Below are 15,840 nucleotides of genomic sequence, written 5' to 3'. Positions count from 1 at the left end.
GGAAATGGTGTAAAGATGAAAAAAAGTGTACTGTTTTATGCGCTGCTGCTCGCCTTATTGATTTGTTCAGGGATTAATGCTCAGTCTTTATACACTTCGCAGCAATTTGATAACCGCAATGGGCTGTCTAACAGTTGTATAAATGATATCTTTCAGGATTCGGATAACCTGATCTGGATGGCAACCTGGGACGGTTTAAATCTTTTTAACAGCTCATCTTTTCACGTTTTTAATTATAGTAAGGGTAATATTTCTAATTCCATTGCAAGTAATGTTATCTACCAGATCAATGAGGATAAAAAGGATAATATCTGGATCTGCACCGTTTCCGGAATTTCCCGTTATAATAAGAGTAAAGGCATCTTTCAGCACTTTTTCTATAAGCAAAATACACCTGGACAAGGATTTATACTAGCGATCGATTCGGATGGCGTGGTTTACACCGCTACTAATTACAGCAGTTCAATCAATGTTTTTGATAATAACTCCAATACATTTAAACCGCTGCATTTAAAAAATCTGGGTGAAGGGCTCATTGTTAAGATAAGCTTTGATAGTGACGGAAATCTCTGGATATTAAAAGATAACGGATTGCTGGAAACTTTTACAAAAACCGGGAAAGGGTTTATAAAACAACCTTATACTTTTAAAGAAACAGACAACTTTTTCTACGTTAATAAAAAACTGTTCTATATCTCAAAAAAACAGGAGCTTTATGAAATATCCGATAATTTTTTGAGTAATAAGGTTCAGGTTTTACCGCATCAGGTGCGGTCAATGGCCTTTTATCAGAATAAGTATATTTTTGCATGGTCCTCCAAAGGCCTCGGCGAATACGATCTTCATTTTAAGCCTTCCCAGTCGCTGTCTGCAGCAGTACCGGCTTTAAAGAATTTTCGTATTACTTCGCTTTTAGCTGGTAAAGAGCAAATACTGTGGGTTGGCACAGATGGGAACGGCTCTGTCAAGATTACAAAAAAGAACGATTATATACATGTTGTACAACGCCAGCCCAATGGGCAGCCGTTTAATATTCCGATAAGGGCGTTTTGTGATGTAAACGGGGAGCTTTGGGTTGGAACAAAAGGAAACGGGATTATAACAATCCGCAATCTGGGCAAAGAAAATGTATCATTTTCCAGTATTAATTCTTTTCATACCGGTATAGACCTGCTTGATAATTGCGTTTATTCTATTCAAAAAGGTACAGATGACCTCGTTTATATCGGCTCGGACGCAGCAGGAATAACAGTATATGATTTAAAACAGAAGAAACTGGTTAAATGGGAAGATATTAGTAACAGTGATAAATATCCTGCTTTTAATTCTGTACATAGTGTTTTAAGTGACGCCGACGGATCTGTGTGGATGGGCTTGAATTCCAACGGGCTTGTTCATCTAAAGTTAGACAGGCTGCCCGACGGGAAGCTTGAGGTACGCAACCTGGAACACTTTAGTTATACAGGAACAGAAACCGGTCCGGGCAGTAATGTGATTTATACCCTTGCCGAAGGTAGTAATAACACAATTTGGGTAGGATGCAGATACGGTGGTTTAAGTCTGTTTGATAAACGAACGAAAAAGTTTAAAACTTTTAAAGCGTTTTCGTACGATGGAAGCCTTTCTAACAACGATGTTTTATCGTTATATAAAGATAAAAAGAACCGTTTGTGGATAGGAACCAGTTTTGGTTTAAACTGGATCAAAGAGTCTGAATCAGGAAAACAAAATCTTTTCTTTAAAAAACTGCATGATGAGAACGGATTGCCCAATAACACCATTCATGCAGTTCAGGAAGATGATGACGGAAATATCTGGGTAAGTACAAACAAGGGACTGGCAAAAGTTGATCCGCAGACACTCAAGATCATCCAGTTTAAGGAAGCGGATGGTTTGCAAAGCGATGAATTCAGCGACAACGCTGTGTGGAAGAATAAAGACGGATATTTGTTTTTTGGCGGAATTTACGGGTTTAATTATTTCCAGCCACAACAGATACAAACCAATACCATCCAGCCCAATCTGTTACTGTCAGAATTAAAACTGGCAGGACGAAATAAATCCGGAAACAGCTTTACAGTTCTGAATTCTAAAAATTCATTTGTTCCTGCTACTTATAAGCTGGCTACAGAAGATAACTTTTTTGAATTAAAATTACAGCCGGTTCTGTTTTCCAATCCGCAGAAATGTCAGTACGCTTATTTTTTAGAAGGGCACGACAAAGTATGGCATTACTCAGGCCAGGACCCTAAAATATTTTATAGCAACATTCCGCCCGGCGACTATACTTTACTGGTTAAATGGACAAACGGGGAAGGTGTATGGACAAAAGAAGTTGCTGCTTTTAATCTGACAATTAAACAATATTTCTGGCTCACACTTCCAGCCTTTTTATGCTATTTTATACTCGCAGGTTTTGCGGGCTTTCTTGTTGTCAGGTACAGGAAAAATAAGTTTATTATGGATCAAAAGCTCATTCTGGAACATTCGCTTCGCCGGAAAGACGAAGAAGTTCACCAGGAGCAGCTAAACTTTTTTACCAATATAGCACATGAGCTGCAAACACCACTAACATTAATATTAGGAGCAATAGACAGATACTTTTATAAAGCCGAGCGTTCAGAAAAAAAATCTTCAGGCCATTATTTTCTCTCTATTGTAAAACAGGAAGCTTCAAGGCTTCATTACCTGGTGCATCAGCTTCTTGAATTCAGAAAAGCAGAATCCGGAAGTCTGGTAAATCAATATTCTGTGTTGAATATCTCTAATTTGCTCACCAATATTTCCAAACTGTTCGAGCCATTGAGTGAGCAAAAAAGTTTGGAATATTCTATTCATATAGAACAAGGAATTGAATTATACACAGATAAAGATAAGGTCGAGAAGATTATTTATAATCTGCTTTCAAACGCTTTTAAACATTGTAAAAACAGGCAGCATATTGTGTTTTCTGTTAATCAGGTATCAGAGCAACTGGAACTGGTAGTGGCAAATTCAGGATGTAACCTTTCAGAAAACGATCTGAATAAAATTTTTAACCGTTTTTTTGTACTTGATGGCAGCCAGCAAAGTAAAATAAGTTCAGGTATCGGGTTGGCCTTTACCCGTCAATTGGTAAGCCTTTTAAAAGGTACCATCGAAGTTAAATGCGAAAATAACTGGATATCCTTTAAAGTTCTTCTCCCTCTTAACAAGGAGATGATATATCAGAAAACTGTGTCAGACGGCGACAGAGCAGAAAAACCATCTTATATTATTCAATCATTAACATATGATTCTTTGGATGTTAAGCAGGAGACCATTGTTGAGAATAATAAAAAAGCGCTGCTTACAAGTTTTGAAGAAAACAATCGTAAAAATATTTTAATTGTTGAAGATGATGCCTCTATCCGGTTTCTTTTAAAAGATATACTAAGCGAAAATTATATTGTTTACGAAGCAGGAAACGGCAGGGAAGCTTTAAATGTGATGAATAAAATGATTCCGCATTTAATAGTAAGCGATATTATGATGCCGGACATGAATGGCCTTCAACTATGTAATGTTGTTAAAAATACGCCTAATTCCTGCCATATTCCCTTTATTCTTCTTACTGCCAGAGGAACGGTAGAACAAAAAATTGAAGGTTATGAAGTAGGGGCGGACGCTTATATTCCAAAACCTTTTCATGCTGAACACCTTTTAGTAAGGATCAGAAAACTTCTTGAGTACCAGGAAAGGCTTTATACGCTATTCTCTCAGGATCAGTTTTCTGATAAAATTGGCGATGCAGGCTTGAAGGAAAGTGATAAATCATTTATAGAACAGCTGGTAAAAATCATTGAAAATAATCTGGATAACGAATCTCTGGACGCAGCTTTTATTGAAAAAGAATTGGCAGTTAGCAGAACAGCTCTTTACCGCAAATTAAAATCCCTGTCGAATATGACTCCGGGCGAGTTAATAAGAAATATTCGTTTACAGGAAGCAGCCCGTTTATTAAAAAGTACGGATCTGACAGTTTCAGAGATTTTTTATCGTACAGGATTTAATAACCAGTCATACTTTTACCGGGAGTTTAAGAAAATGTATAGTTACTCTCCAAATGAGTTCAGGGCATTGCAAAGACTGCCCGGTATACAGGTAATTTAATCCTTTATTCAATAATACATAGTACATAAGTTTGAAACTCCTGTATTGTTGTAAATATCTTATCAGCCTTACTTTTGCTTTAGTAGAATTATCAAAGCAGGGAGAAGAGCAAGCTTCCGGTGTTAGTTGGAATTTTAGATTGGTATAACTTTTATCCCTATGTTTTTTCGGATAAAGTTAAAATGGTTAGTTAGTTGAAAAGAGGCTGTCCAAATTTGGACAGCCTCCACTTTTTATAGGTAAGGATTAAAACTGATTTATGCTGAATTTTTATAGGTTTCCTGAGTATTTGCCGATGATTTTAGCATCAGGAGCTTTGGTTATTTTACCAGACACCTGAATTGAATTTCCTTCTCCAACAAACTCGATAGTACTGTTGCTGTTAAGTATTAAGTTACCAACTATATGTACCGAACCTTTTATTTTTAATTTTGAATTGCTGTTAACTGTAAGGTTTTTATTAACCTGTAAAGCACCGTTAACTACACATAAACCATTTGAGTTTACAATCAGATCGTTGCTGATAACCAGAGAACCGCAGAAATCAAAGCCATCATTTACATTTAACCAGCCAAGTACAGTTGAACCGCGGTAATATTCTTTAGTACCTGAATTTACGTTGTGATAGCCTTTGTCTGACGCTAAGGTTTTACGATCGTCACATGAGGGAGTTTCCCCTTCAGGACAAGCTCCTATTCCACAAATTTCTATAGTTCCGCAACCGGTTTTGCTTCCCGACTTGTAAAGTGCTTTTACTTTTTCTATCGTAAAGTTTTTCTTCACTATTAAACGATAATATGTTTTTTTAGTGCCGTTTGTGCCCGCGTCAAATTTTAAAACAGGTTGTTTGTAGCAATCCTGGCTTTTGTCTTCTTTATATTCGGGATTGAAATCTTTCCAGTTAACACCATCGGTACTTATTCCGGCACTTTTAATGTCTTTTAAAGAAGCGCAAGCACCTAAAGAAATTCCCCAGTGGCTTAAGTCCTGGCTTGTTCCATCTTTGCCATTTCCTGGTTTTGGATTTTGTACCGACCAAATCCATGTATAAGTGCCATCATCGTTAGATTTTCTGGCCAATAGAGAGATATCATAAGGAAGCGGGTTTGAAACTGAAGCCACATTACTGCTTTCTACTTTTGCAAAAGCAGTTTTACCGGTACAGATACTCGAAAGCTTTGAGGCGTCATCAACAGGTTTCACAGCAGCTTCTTCTTTACAACCAATATAGGTTAGGCCAACGAGAGTAAGAAAGAAGATAGATGAATAAATTTTTCTTTTCATAGTTTAATTTTAATGTTTAGGTAATAATTAAACCTTTAATTAAAAAATGACTATAAATGTTTACATAAATGAGAAAATGAGAAATAATTTCTCACATAAAAAAAGTTGCCTTACAGCAGCTTTTTTAAAAATTTTAGGGAAATACTATTTATTTCCTAAGCTATTCATTTTATCGGCGTATTGTTTTATAACAGCGATTGTTGAGGAATCTGTATCGTAAACAGAATACCATCCCTGAAACTCGTGCGGAGGATCTCCGATAAAATCATCACCCATTTTCCATACTCCCTTTGGTATACGAGGCCTTCCTTCGCCACCCCATGCCCAAAAATTAACTCCTGCAAGCTCTGGTTCTGGTTTAGCTGCCCGGTTATAAACTTCTTCAAAAATTTCTTTGTAGTATTTATCTCTCACTTGCGTTGGCGTTTCGGCTGCATGATTATTTAAATCTCTTGAAATGCCAAATTCCTCCAGTACCAATGGTTTGTTTAACCTATTCGCAATTTTTACCTGGTCGTCAATGTAATCTATTGCATACTTAACTGCAGCAGGATAAGTAGAGTCGGCCTTGTCAGGATCATAAAATCCCCAGTTCTGTACCCATATGTGAATGGTTGCATAATCAATATTTTTGCTGGTATGATCTTTTTCAAGATTAGTACCCGATGCTTTGGAATCGGATGTTTTTCCCTCGCTTCCGGTTGTAACCAAATGATTGCTGTCAAGCCTCTTGATTAATCCTGCGGTATTATCAACCCATTTCAAAAAGTCTTTAATGTTGTTTACGCCGCGGGGTTCGTTAGCAAGTTCCCACGACATAATAGTCGGATCATTTTTATATTCTGTTCCCGTGTAGGGATTTTTCCTGTTAACAATAAACTCAATGTGCTTGTTAAACAGGTCCATTGCTTTTTGATTAGAATAAAACTGAGCAGTAAACTCGGCATATTTTCCCCAATCACCGCCCGGATGCGGAGGTGGATAAGGAATAGAGTCAGCAGCGCCGGCCCAAACAAGGTATTGTCCCATTCCTCCAGACCAGGGCCAGAAGTTGTTAAGGCACATGATGGCATACATTTTTCTTTTCCCCATTTCGTACATCAAAAAGTCTAATCCGTCTAAAACTTCCGGGTTGTATTTTCCTGGCGAGGGCTGTAGCGAAGGCAGCATTCTCCAGGGTTCGGTATCAGGCCCTTCACTGCCCGCCACAATCCTCAGGTTATTTATGCCCATTGCTTTTAACCTGTCAAGCTCTCTTATCAGTCTTTCCCTATTGCCTCCGGCTCCTTTTGAGCCCAAATTCAAGCCATACCAGAAGTTTGTGCCAAGGTAGAAATAGGCTTCGCCATTTACTTCAAAGGCCTGGCCGTTCACTTTTACAAAGGGAGAAGATGAATTGCTATTTTCGTTATTCTGTTTTTTTCTTCCGCAGGAAAAGAAGAATAGAATTGCAGCAAGTAATAGAAGAGAATTTTTGATCATTGATGTAAACATTTGGGAGGATGAATTTATAATTTATAATTAAGAAAGTAAATTCTGAATACTGTTTTTAGCATAATTACCTTTACAGAATAAAGCTCAATACCTACTTGTTTTTGTTCGGTTTTGAACAAAATGTTCAATTTTGAGTAATTCTTTTAATTTTAATTTTGTTAATATTCTGATCTTCAATTGCTTGTCTCTGGCATCTTGCTTGAATATTCCTTTCTGTAATTTTTAAATTTATGAGAAAGAAATATTTATTAAGCATTATAGGGATACTTGCTTTTTCCCTTTCAACTCTCGCTCAGTTATCAGAGCAGAAGAAAAAAGAAACTATTGATAATACATTAAAAATCATCCATGAAAAATATGTTTTTCCGGAAGTTGCCGGAAAGATGGAAAATCATATACGGAAACTGGAGGCTAAAAATGTATATAGATCAATTACAGATGGAAATGAATTCGCAAAACGCCTTACCCAGGATCTACGGGATATCAGTAAAGACCTTCATTTAAATATGAATTATTCAGAGGAGCTTATACCTGAAGAAGCTGAAAGAGAAATTATGAGCATTCCGGCTTCTGAAAGAGAAGGGTTTGGCCGGATGTTGAAACATACAAATTACGGTTTACGAAAATTAGATGTGTTAAAAGGAAATATAGGTTATATTGATGTTGACATATTTTGTGATCCGGCTTTTTCAGGGGATACGTATGCCGCGGCAATGAACTATATCGCACATACAGATGCATTGATAATCGATTTGCGTAATTGTGTCGGAAGTTCGTCGCCTGATGCCATTCCTTTTCTTTGCAGTTATTTTTTTGAAAGTCCTGTCCATCTTACAGACTGGTACTGGCGTAAAGGGAATTCAACCAAACAATCGTGGACTTATGCCTATGTCCCCGGTAAAAAGTATCTCAACAAACCGGTTTATATCTTAATAAGCCGAAATACTTTTTCAGGCGCAGAAGAGTTGGCCTATGATCTTAAAAACTTAAAAAGGGCAACTATTATTGGCGAACGAACCGGAGGAGGTGCTAATCCGGGCGGCTATGTACGGGTTAATGATCATTTCAACATGTTTATTCCTATTGGAAAAGCAATAAATCCGATCACGAAAACAAACTGGGAAGGAGTAGGAGTAGAGCCAGATTCAGCTATAAACCCCCGGCTTGCGCTTTACAAAGCCCGGCAGCTGGCTATGAAGCATACAATAGCAACAACAGATGAAGCGGTATGGAAAAACGCACTTTCTGAATGGGTAAAAGAACTCAAAGATGATAAACCGGTATTAAAAACGCTGAGGTTTGAATTAAAAGGATATCCGAACGCAAAAGAAGTATTCGTTGCAGGTTCATTTAACGATTGGGCTGACCATAAAGATAAGCTTGCCAGGAAAGGTGACAGCTGGGTGTTAACTACTCAAAGCGAACCCGGAAAAATAAAATATAAATTCATTGTAGACGGCGAATGGATAACAGATCCTGCAAATTCTGATACTGAAAAGAACGGGCCAAATATAGATTCTGTGAAGATACTGGATTGATATTCCGTAGAGACGGGAGAACTGATAAATCCTCCCTTTAGTATTCAGGGATGGCTTGCTTTTAGATTAATCAAAATGATATCAGAAGTTGAAAAATAATCTATTTTTGCAGCCGCATGGAAACTTCGCTAAAAAATCGTTTCGACAGTATAATCTTTGACCTTGACGGAACTCTTTGGGATTCGACCGTAAGTGTTGCTGAAGCCTGGCAAGCTGCAAAAGACAAGGTAGGTTATATAGAAGAAGAAATTACTCCTGAAGCAGTTGCAGGTATTGCCGGTATGCCTTATGACGCTATTTATGATAAATTATTTCCAGCATTGAGCCAGGAAAAAAGGAATGAGTTTAAAGAAATATGTGCGAAAAAGGAACTGGAAGTGCTGGCAGAAAAGGGAGGAATATTATATCCGGAACTTGAAAAAACGCTTGCTTATCTTTCAGAAAAGTATCGTCTGTTCATTGTAAGCAATTGCCAGACCGGCTATATAGAGGTTTTCTTGAAACTGCACCAACTCGAACAATATTTTGAAGGCCACCAGTGTTACGGAACCAAAAACATGCCTAAGGCCGAAAATATTAAAGACATTGTTAAAGATCACGATTTAAAAGCATCCGTTTATATAGGCGATACGATGGGCGATTATGAATCGAGTAAAAAAGCCGGAGTGCCTTTTATTTTTGCTGCTTATGGTTTTGGTAAAGTAAATGAAGATCAGGTGGCTTCTTTAGAAAAGTTTGAAGATCTGACAATTATTCTTTAAAAGGTCTCTTCTGCTAAAGAGAATTTATTGAAAGCACTAAATATTAATAAATTTTGTAATCTTTAGCATTTATAAACCTTTTTTCATGAAACAGCTTCCCCGGCGACTGCTCTCTATTGACGTATTCAGAGCATTGACGATGCTATTAATGATATTTGTTAATGATGTAGACGGGGTGAAAAATATTCCCGGATGGATAAAACATGTGCAAGCAGATGCCGATGGGCTTGGCTTTGCTGATACTATTTTTCCGGCTTTTCTTTTTATTGTAGGTTTATCGCTTCCTTTTGCGATTAAAAACAGAATGGGTAAAGGCCACTCTTTTTACGCCCTTGCAACTTATATACTTACCCGTTCATTTGCTTTAATTGTAATGGGCTTTTTTCATGTAAATCTCGAAAATTATAACAGCAACGCCATTCTTCCCCGGGCTGTTTGGGAAGTCTTGATTACTGTCAGTTTTTTCTTAATCTGGCTGGATTATCCTGAAAGTTTATCTAAAGTAAAACGAAATGTACTTACAGGAACAGGAATATTTCTGCTGATTATAATGGCTTTTTTGTTTAAGGGAGGAGAACCGACAGCGCCGGTGGGACTAAAACCTTATTGGTGGGGTATTTTAGGCATAATCGGTTGGACCTATCTGGTATGCGGAAGTATTTTCCTGCTGTCTAAAGGCCGCTTTTCGGTTCTTGTTGTTGTGCTGGTTCTATTCCTGCTCATTAATATTGCAGCACATACAGGTTTACTGCCTTTTTCTATATGGATTATTGGCGATGCGTCTTCTGCATCGCTAACAATGGCAGGTGTAGTTATTTCTTTGGTTTATAGCAGAATGGCGGGCAAAGGGAAGGATGCTTTTTTCTGGATATTACTTTTAGGTTTGGGAATCGGGATGATTGCTTTCGGAAATCTTATCCGCCCTTATGCTGAAGGGATTTCTAAGATACATTCTACTCCTGCCTGGGTTACTATTTGTATTGGTATCAGCATCCTTGTTTTTGAGTTTATGATCTGGCTTGTAGATGTGAAAGAAAAACAAAACTGGTTTAAGAATATCCGGCCCGCCGGAACCAGTACACTTACCTGTTACCTCATCCCTTATTTTCTGTACTCAATTTTTACTTTAACTCATTTCTGGTTTCCGGATTTTCTTATCCATGGTACTGGCGGAATAATACGCTCATTTGCTGTTGCTTTTTTTGTAATATGGCTTGCCGGGATACTTGAAAAAAGAAGAATCCGGCTAAAAGTATAAATTGTAAAATTGCATTCTGTTGCAATAACTTAAACCATCTGTAGTTTTAGCTTGTATTTATGCTTTAATTGCTATCCGTCTTTATGAAGAAACGATTTCTGCTTATTTCACTTGTTTGTCTTGTTTTATTTTCCGGTTGTTCGTCCTTGTATATGCCAAATGTGCCGAATACGCCCATGTTAAGCACGAAAGGAGAAGTTTATACCGCTGCCCATATTACACTTAAAGGAAATGCCAGTTTTAATTCTGCCTATGCAGTTTCCAATCATTTCGGCCTCCTCCTTAACGGATCGTTTATGAATAGTGATCGTACAAGAAAGGATTTTCGGCATAGCTTACTGGAAGCAGGTGCAGGTTATTTTACTGCTTTCGGAACGAAGAAGGACCGGATATTGGAAATTTATACCGGATTTGGAAGAGGAAGCAGTGAACGTACTTACAAAGACAGAACAGAGGAAGGAATAGTTCCGTATGACAGGCAGGAAACAACTTTTAACAAATTTTTTGTACAGGTAAATTACAGTTCCAAGAATAAAAAATCATTGAAATTATTCAAAAAGAAATTCCCGCTTAATTACGGTACTGCTTTGCGGGCCAGCTATATAAATATGAAAACTTTTATTCGAAATGATGCTGCACAACCGCTGGAAGACAACCTTTTTCTCGAACCTGTATTTTTTACCAGAATGGTTTTATCTCCGTCGGTACAGCTGCAGTTTACAAGCGGAAGTAATTTTGGCATTAAAGACAGGAAATTTCTTACTGCCGGAAATTCGGTGCTTAGTGGCGGAATTGTGATAAACGTAGGCAAGAAACCCCGGAAAAAAAGATAACTTATTATCTCGTATCTTTTAAATAGTTATTTCAACTTGATATAAACTTTCTCATTCGCTGAAAAATCTTTTACTTTGCAGGTCATGTACACACATACCAAACAAACCCAAAGTAATTTAACCCCTGAAGATGCAGTAGAAATATTAAAAGAGGGGAATAAAAGATTTATTCAGAATCTGAAAGCAAACAGAAATTTATTGCAGCAGGTAAACGAAACATCCGACGGGCAGTACCCTTTTGCTGCAATTCTTAGTTGTATTGATTCGCGGATATCTGCCGAACTGATTTTTGATCAGGGTTTAGGAGACATTTTCAGCATCCGGATTGCGGGAAATATCCTTAATGAAGACATCATTGGAAGTATGGAATTTGCCTGTAAGCTGGCGGGATCAAAACTTATTGTTGTTCTTGGTCATACCAAATGTGGTGCTATAACCGGAGCTTGTAACCACGTAGAAATGGGAAGCCTTACTGGTCTGCTGAATAAAATTAAACCCGCTATTGATAAAGAAACAGCTACAGAAGTTAACCGGGACGGAACAAATTCCAATTTTGTAAAAAACGTTACCGAAATTAACGTTCATCTTGTAATGGAAGAAATCAGAAAAGAAAGTAATATTCTTGCAGAGATGGAGCAAAACGGGCAAATAAAAATTGTTGGCGGCCTGTACGATGTAGAAACAGGAATGGTAAACTTTTATAATTAAGTATTCCTGCCCCTGATTCTTTTTTCTTATCTAAAAGGGTAGGAATTACCTATCCTTTTTGTGACAATTGGTAATAAGCTCTTTATTACAATACCTCCTATATTTACTGCTCCTTATCAAAAGGAAAACTAACCATAACCATTTTGTCCATTCAATTATCCGATGCTGAAAAGACTTTCTTTACTGATCTTATTTTCTATTTCCCTGTTTTCTGCACATGCTCAAAAAAAGAACGAGGCATATCAGCTTCATATAAAAAGAGCGACATCTGCTATTACAATTGACGGTGTTCTGGATGAAAAATCCTGGCTGGATGCAGAAGTTGCCGGTAATTTTTACATGGTTTTGCCAATGGATACCAGCAAGGCAAAAGTTCGTACAGATGTACGGATGACATACGATGAGCAGAATTTATACCTTATTGCAGTATGTTACAATGCCGTTCCAGGCCCATACTACGTTGAATCTCTCCGCCGGGATTTTGTATTCGGTAAAAACGATAACTTTTTGCTTTTCATGGATCCCTATGATAATCAAACCACGGGTTTTTCTTTTGGTGCAAATGCTGCAGGCGCACAATGGGACGGAACTATGTACGGTGGCGGGAGCGTCGATCTGAACTGGGATAATAAATGGGTTTCTGCGGTAAAAAATGACAATGAAAAATGGGTTCTTGAAATGGCTATACCGTTCACCACCATACGTTACAAAAAAGGAACAACACGCTGGGGAATTAATTTTAGTCGCCTGGATTTAAAAACTACCGAAAAATCAAGCTGGACACCCGTGCCAAGACAATTTCCTACAGCTTCTTTGGCCTATGCGGGGGTCCTTGTCTGGGATGAAGCTCCGCCGGAAGCAGGGACAAATATTTCTGTCATTCCTTACACTTTATTTGGAGGAGTTAAAGATTATGAGCAACAAAAACCGATCGATTATCAGAAAAAGATTGGTACCGATGTGAAAATAGGTATTACCTCATCTCTTAATCTTGATTTAACCGTTAATCCTGATTTTTCGCAGGTTGAAGTAGACAAGCAGGTTACTAACCTGGATCGCTTTGAGTTATTCTTTCCTGAAAAAAGGCAGTTTTTTCTGGAGAATGGCGATTTGTTCGCCAACTTCGGATATGCCAGCATTCGCCCTTTTTTCTCCAGGCGGATAGGTTTAGGTGCTCCAATTAAGGCCGGAGCCAGGTTAAGCGGCAATATTAATAAAGACTGGCGTATAGGTTTGATGGATATGCAAACCGGAAAAGTAGGCGAAACGGGCTTGCCCGATCAAAATTTTGCGGTTCTTTCTTTGCAGCGCAGGGTATTTAGCCGCTCCAACATCGGGTTTATATTTGTTAATAAACAATCCGTTAATTATCACCCTGATCTGAACGGGGCTCAACCTGTTTATGAGCAGTACAATCGTAATGTAGGGTTGGAGTATAACCTGGCTTCAAAAAATAATGTCTGGACAGGGAAAGCACTTGTTTTAAAATCTTTCTCCCCTGATAAATCAGGTAAAGATGTAGTTCAGGCAGGGCATATTCAATACAGCAGCCGTAAATGGACGGTATTGGTTCAGGAAGAATACGTAGGGCGGAACTATAATGCCGAAACCGGTTATGTGCCACGTAATGCTTATTTTAAAATTAATCCGGAAATTACTCATTTGTATTTTCCGAAAGGTGGCAGGATTTTAAGTCATGGCCCAAAAATAAGTTCGGCTTATTATTTTGATGAACATCTGAATCGTACTGACAACCTGAATATGCTAAGCTATCAGCTTAATTTCAGAGATCAGAGTACCTTCAATCTGGCCCTTATTGATGAATATGTAAAATTACTGAGCCCTTTTGATCCTACTAATTCCGGTAAGCCTGCTTTGCCTGCGGGTACAAGCAATCATTGGAATGCGTGGCGCACAGAATTTTTCTCAAAGCCGCAAAGTTTATTTACTTATTCGTTTAATACACGATTTGGAAGTTACTACGAGGGCGGTTCTCGTTCAAATGTTACTGCTGAAGCAGGTTACCGTTTTCAACCCTTCGTTAGCCTGCTTGCAAATGCCAGTTATAATAACATTCGTATGCCTGAACCCTGGGGAAATACAAGATTCTGGTTAGTAGGCTCACGTGCTGATATCACGTTTACCAACACCTTGTTCTTTTCGACATTTTTGCAGTATAACGAACAACTGAAGAACCTGAATATCAACAGCCGTTTTCAATGGCGTTACAAACCTGCTTCAGATCTTTTTATAGTTTATACCGATAACTATTTCCCCGTACCTTTTGCCGCCAGAAACCGTGCGCTTGTGCTTAAATTAACCTATTGGTGGAACCCGAAATCATTAAAAGAGAAAGTGAAATACTGATTTTTCCATTAGAAGAAGTTTCTAAGTATCAATAAAAGCTTTTTTTGAAATTGTTTCTGTGAGGAGTCAATTCGCGGAAGGTATTTCTTATACTATCAATTTACCCCCAATTAAATGTTAAAATGATACTTATTAACTAAATTTTGAAACGAAATGATGAAGTATTCTGATTCAAAATATTTTTTCTTTGGAAAGGCTTAAAATACAGTGGTATCGAGAAAGATGAAAAATATTAAATCAGGAATTTTTAAAATAATGTTCGGATCAATTTTGGCAATTATTGCCTGTAATAATTCAACCAAACAAAAAATATCTGAAAATTCGTCAGATAGTACAAAGCAAGCAACTCTTCCATCCAAACAAGCATTTCAAAAAACAATTGACGGTAAAGAAACTGATTTATTTATATTAAAAAATAAAAATGGTTTGCAGGCAGCTATTACCAATTATGGGGGCAGAATTGTAAGCCTTTTAGTTCCAGATAAAGATGGAAAGCTAACCGATGTAGTTGTTGGATTTGATGGGGTAGAGAAATATCAGAATTCTACAGAACCTTATTTTGGTGCCACTATAGGCCGATATGGAAACCGGATAGCGAAAGGTAAATTTACCCTGGACGGAAAGACCTATTCATTGTTTACGAATAATGGGCCCAATACCCTGCATGGAGGAAAAAAAGGTTTTCAGGATGTTGTTTGGGATGCAAAAATGCTGAATGACCAGAAATTGCAGCTAAACTATTTGTCTAAAGACATGGAGGAAGGTTTCCCGGGAAATCTGAACGTTCAGGTAACGTATACACTTACCGATAATAATGAGCTGAAGATAGATTATGAAGCAACAACGGATAAAAAAACAGTTGTAAATCTTACGAACCATGCTTTTTTTAACCTCAATGGCGAAGGCAGCGGAACTATTTTAAATCATACTCTACAAATAAATGCTAGTCGCTATACACCAGTCGACTCAACGCTGATTCCTACCGGAAAACTTGTAGCCGTTGCAAATACGCCTTTTGATTTCACTCAACCTTCAAAGATAGGATCAAGGATTGACGAAGAAAATGAACAGCTTAAAAATGGCAAAGGTTATGACCATAATTTTGTGCTGAATGCTCATAATCCTTCTGATTTGTTTTTAGCGGCGAAAGTGGTAGGAAATGTATCAGGTATTGCGATGGATGTTTTAACAGAAGAACCGGGTTTGCAGTTTTACAGCGGTAACTTTATGCAGAGTAAAAATACCTTTAAAACTGGGGCAAAAGACGATTTTCGGACTGCTTTTTGTTTGGAAACACAGCATTTTCCCGATTCACCAAATCAACCTGCTTTCCCTTCAACGATGTTAAATCCGGGAGATACTTATAGAACTACCTCTGTGTACAAATTCTACACAGAAAAAAAGAGCAATGAATAAATCTTAAGAGGTTTATTGTTGGTTAATTAGTTGAAGAGGCTGATCAATGA

At 37.8% G+C, this 15,840-nt stretch carries 10 protein-coding genes; 8 read left to right on the top strand and 2 right to left on the bottom strand.

Going from position 1 to position 15,840, the window contains the following annotated elements:
- The first annotated feature begins 15 nt into the window (after positions 1 to 15).
- The gene (locus ACLCDL_RS00810) at positions 16 to 4,131 is read left to right on the top strand and encodes a hybrid sensor histidine kinase/response regulator transcription factor (protein ID WP_423146086.1); all 4,116 of its coding nucleotides are present in this window, start codon (positions 16 to 18) and stop codon (positions 4,129 to 4,131) included.
- Between the two features lie 270 nt (positions 4,132 to 4,401).
- Here ACLCDL_RS00810 and ACLCDL_RS00805 read toward each other — a convergent pair whose 3' ends face one another.
- Both ACLCDL_RS00805 and ACLCDL_RS00800 read right to left on the bottom strand, forming a co-directional pair.
- The gene (locus tag ACLCDL_RS00805) at positions 4,402 to 5,415 is read right to left on the bottom strand and encodes a hypothetical protein (protein ID WP_423146085.1); all 1,014 of its coding nucleotides are present in this window, start codon (positions 5,413 to 5,415) and stop codon (positions 4,402 to 4,404) included.
- Positions 5,416 to 5,559: 144 nt separating this feature from the next.
- The gene (locus ACLCDL_RS00800) at positions 5,560 to 6,897 is read right to left on the bottom strand and encodes a glycoside hydrolase 5 family protein (RefSeq protein ID WP_423146084.1); all 1,338 of its coding nucleotides are present in this window, start codon (positions 6,895 to 6,897) and stop codon (positions 5,560 to 5,562) included.
- 242 nt (positions 6,898 to 7,139) lie between these two features.
- Between ACLCDL_RS00800 and ACLCDL_RS00795 the strand changes: the two genes are divergently transcribed.
- From ACLCDL_RS00795 to ACLCDL_RS00765, 7 genes are all read left to right on the top strand, one after another.
- Entirely contained in the window at positions 7,140 to 8,447 is a 1,308-nt protein-coding gene (locus ACLCDL_RS00795; protein ID WP_423146083.1) for a S41 family peptidase, read from the top strand.
- 116 nt (positions 8,448 to 8,563) lie between these two features.
- Positions 8,564 to 9,208, top strand: a complete 645-nt coding sequence (locus tag ACLCDL_RS00790; RefSeq protein WP_423146082.1) for an HAD family hydrolase — start codon at positions 8,564 to 8,566, stop codon at positions 9,206 to 9,208.
- 85 nt (positions 9,209 to 9,293) lie between these two features.
- Entirely contained in the window at positions 9,294 to 10,466 is a 1,173-nt protein-coding gene (locus ACLCDL_RS00785; RefSeq protein WP_423146081.1) for a DUF5009 domain-containing protein, read from the top strand.
- An 83-nt stretch (positions 10,467 to 10,549) separates the two neighbouring features.
- Positions 10,550 to 11,299 (top strand): hypothetical protein, encoded by a 750-nt coding sequence (locus ACLCDL_RS00780; protein ID WP_423146080.1) that lies wholly within the window; start codon positions 10,550 to 10,552, stop codon positions 11,297 to 11,299.
- 84 nt (positions 11,300 to 11,383) lie between these two features.
- Positions 11,384 to 12,007, top strand: a complete 624-nt coding sequence (locus ACLCDL_RS00775; protein ID WP_423146079.1) for a carbonic anhydrase family protein — start codon at positions 11,384 to 11,386, stop codon at positions 12,005 to 12,007.
- A 162-nt stretch (positions 12,008 to 12,169) separates the two neighbouring features.
- On the top strand, positions 12,170 to 14,374 hold the full coding sequence (locus ACLCDL_RS00770) for a carbohydrate binding family 9 domain-containing protein (RefSeq protein WP_423146078.1): 2,205 nt from the start codon (positions 12,170 to 12,172) through the stop codon (positions 14,372 to 14,374).
- A gap of 222 nt (positions 14,375 to 14,596) precedes the next feature.
- Positions 14,597 to 15,790 carry an aldose epimerase family protein gene (locus tag ACLCDL_RS00765; protein ID WP_423146077.1) on the top strand — a complete coding sequence of 398 codons (1,194 nt, stop codon included), beginning with the start codon at positions 14,597 to 14,599 and terminating at the stop codon, positions 15,788 to 15,790.
- Positions 15,791 to 15,840: the final 50 nt, after the last annotated feature.

Origin of the sequence: Rubrilithobacter danxiaensis (genome assembly GCF_047272945.1) — a bacterium.
Classification (GTDB): domain Bacteria; phylum Bacteroidota; class Bacteroidia; order Sphingobacteriales; family Sphingobacteriaceae; genus Rubrolithibacter; species Rubrolithibacter danxiaensis.
The sequence above is the reverse complement of the archived record's forward strand: the minus strand, read 5'-3'. Positions and strand labels throughout refer to the sequence as shown.